This is a genomic window from uncultured Kluyvera sp. (genome assembly GCF_902485085.1).
Lineage (GTDB): Bacteria > Pseudomonadota > Gammaproteobacteria > Enterobacterales > Enterobacteriaceae > Kluyvera > Kluyvera ascorbata.
The window spans coordinates 1-2,614 of the sequence record NZ_CABTJS010000194.1; the positions used below are offsets into that span (position 1 = coordinate 1).

3 protein-coding genes are annotated in these 2,614 nt (G+C 51.1%); 1 reads left to right on the top strand and 2 read right to left on the bottom strand.

Annotated elements, in window-relative coordinates:
* Positions 1–100: 100 nt before the first annotated feature.
* Positions 101–292 carry a hypothetical protein gene (locus RDN66_RS24205; RefSeq protein WP_021243041.1) on the top strand — a complete coding sequence of 64 codons (192 nt, stop codon included), beginning with the start codon at positions 101–103 and terminating at the stop codon, positions 290–292.
* Positions 293–582: 290 nt separating this feature from the next.
* On the opposite strand, the gene RDN66_RS24210 is transcribed toward RDN66_RS24205, so the two are convergent.
* Together RDN66_RS24210 and RDN66_RS24215 are read right to left on the bottom strand one after the other, a co-directional pair.
* The gene (locus RDN66_RS24210) at positions 583–768 is read right to left on the bottom strand and encodes a Rop family plasmid primer RNA-binding protein (RefSeq protein ID WP_013772937.1); all 186 of its coding nucleotides are present in this window, start codon (positions 766–768) and stop codon (positions 583–585) included.
* A 365-nt stretch (positions 769–1,133) separates the two neighbouring features.
* On the bottom strand, positions 1,134–1,361 hold the full coding sequence (locus RDN66_RS24215; RefSeq protein ID WP_021243043.1) for a YgdI/YgdR family lipoprotein: 228 nt from the start codon (positions 1,359–1,361) through the stop codon (positions 1,134–1,136).
* Positions 1,362–2,614 lie beyond the last annotated feature (1,253 nt).

Here is a 2,614-nt window from a genome sequence, read left to right on the forward strand (position 1 = left end):
ATTTTTTTTTTTTCATCCCTGCCCGCTACCCTGTAAACCTTTCTTCTGCGTTGCCGTTAACAGTAGGTAAGCCATGTTTGGTTTTTCTTCCGGAGCCCTGATGACTCTTAGTGATGATGAGCGACACCTGCTTGTGTCCGTTGTTTCGGTCTGGCTACGGCGTGCCGGAGGGGATGCCGGAGCCATGATGCTGGATGCATACCGGCAGATTTTGTCTGAAACCGAACCGGCCGTAAGGACTGTCATGCTCGAATTTCTTGAATCCGTTCGCATTCATTACATTTCGTCCTGAGCATTTTCTGTATTTCTGTCCATACTTAAACGAGGCGGCCGTCACGGACGGTGGTCGTCGTTCCATGATGCTGTTATGGACGAGTGAGAGTAATCTAATCTAACTTGATTGAGTTCCGGGCGTGCCGCCCGGTTTTTTTTGCTGTTTCCCGGTGTCCGTTCCGGGACAGGATGTGCATTTGTAATACCGCGCACGCGCCGGCATCACAAATACCCTGGTCAGGGCTGCGCCCCGACACCCCGCCATCGCCTCACGGCCGCGCACTGAATTGCGCACCCGTTCACCGATTTTCACGCATTTTCCTCGCCTATCTGTGCGTTCAGCATGGCGTAAAGCGCTTCGGCCTGATCGTGCAGGTGCTCACAGCAGCCGGCAGCCTCATCCAGATCCATCTGCTCGAGCCGCTCAAGGAGGAGAAGTGTCTGTGCGCGGATAAATTTGGCCATATTGAGGGCGGCGGATTCCTGTCTGGTCACTGGTGATTTTCCCCGTCTGGTGATGATTTTTGCGTGAAAAGAGCATGGCGTCATTCTGGTGCATAGTCATGCATGCCGTTAAAATTTAACAGGCGCGTTTCTGACGGGTTCCGGGGTGGTTTGTTGTGGTTTTTGTCATGGTTTCGTCAGGAACGCGCTGAACGCGTCTCAGGCGGTGCGGGCAACGGATGTTATGGTAAATTCTTGGGGGCTTGATTATAAAATACCGCACTTCCTCTTATGTCTTGTGCTTTTTAGACAACCCTGAAAGCTTTTAGCTTTGGTGATGCAATTTGCTGGGATTTTGGCGGAGAACCACAGGTAAAGAAAAAGGCCACATTAGCGGCCTTTTTCGGAGAAGATGCTCAGTGCGGAATTTCGGAGACTTCTTTAACGTCGGTTTTATTGATCTGCTGTTTGACACCATTCGCGTCTGTATAGCCAAGCAGGCCTGAGTCTGATTCTTTAGGTTTGCCGTCGCTGACAATAGTGCGACCGTCATTGGTGTGTATGGCATAGCTTGTGCGCGTGCAGCCGGTGAGGGCTGAAAGCGCAACTGCCGCTGCGAACACTGAAACAAAAATCTTTTTCAAAGCCAGCTCCTTTTATCCATATCAGTTTTGGTCACTAACCATCTAACTATAGGTCATTTTTTATGTGAAAAGAGGCTTGATGGTGGGCTGTATATCGAGTTAGGCGCGAGGTGCTATGGTCAAAGTGTGGTGTCAGGCGGGGAGGAGGCTTATATGAGATGTAATCCGGCCGATACATATACCAAGATGATTTAAGTATTCCTCTTTGTGAGGTTGGATGTCTAATTTATAAAGGATCTTCTTGAGATCCTTTTTTTCCGCGCGTAATCTCTTGCCCTGTAAACGAAAAAACCACCCTGGCAGGTGGTTTTTCGAAGGTTAGGTAATCCTGGCAGATCCCCTAACCGTGGTAACAGTCTTGTGCGAGACATGTCACCAAATTTGTCCTTTCAGTGTAGCCTCACTAAGGCCGCCACTTCAAGAACTCTTGAGACATCTCTCGCACATCCTGTTTGCCAATGGCCGTTGCCAATGGCGATTAGTCGTGTCTTTCCGGGTTGGACTCAAGTTGATAGTTACCGGATAAGGCGCAGCGGTCGGACTGAACGGGGGGTTCGTGCATACAGTCCATCCTGGAGCGAACTGCCTTCCCGGAACTGAGTGTCAGGCGTGGAATGAGAAACCGCGGCCATAACAGCGGAGTGACACCGGTAAACCGAAAGGCAGGAATGCGGGGGAGCACGAGGGAGCCACCAGGGGGAAACGCCTGGTATCTTTAAGCCGCATCGGGTTTCGCCACCACTGATTTGAGCGTCAGATTCTGTGATGCTTGTCAGGGGGGCGGAGCCTATGGAAAAACGGCTTTGGCGCGGCCTTATGCTTTCTTCGTTAAGTATCTTCCTGGCATCCCCCAGGAAATTTCTGATCCATCCGTAAGCCCGTCCCGCTCGCCGCAGCCGAACGACCGAGCGGAGCGAGTCAGTGAGCGAGGAAGCGGAATATATTCTGTATCACATTTTCTCCTGACGCGTTTTCTTTCACTTTCTGCGCCTGTCTTATGTGGCATTAATGCTATGTGTTACTGCCATGCTACATCTTAAGCCAGTATACACTCCGCTAGTGCTCCGTGACTGGTCCGGCGCTGCGCCCGGAACCCGCCTGTACCGGTTCAGCAGCCGTTCCGGCCTGACTGCAATTTTTTTTTTTTCATCCCTGCCCGCTACCCTGTAAACCTTTCTTCTGCGTTGCCGTTAACAGTAGGTAAGCCATGTTTGGTTTTTCTTCCGGAGCCCTGATGACTCTTAGTGATGATG

Excerpts from the sequence above, each read along its gene's own strand:
- RDN66_RS24205 (WP_021243041.1), top strand. The coding sequence starts at position 101 with ATGACTCTTAGTGATGATGAGCGACACCTGCTTGTGTCCGTTGTTTCG.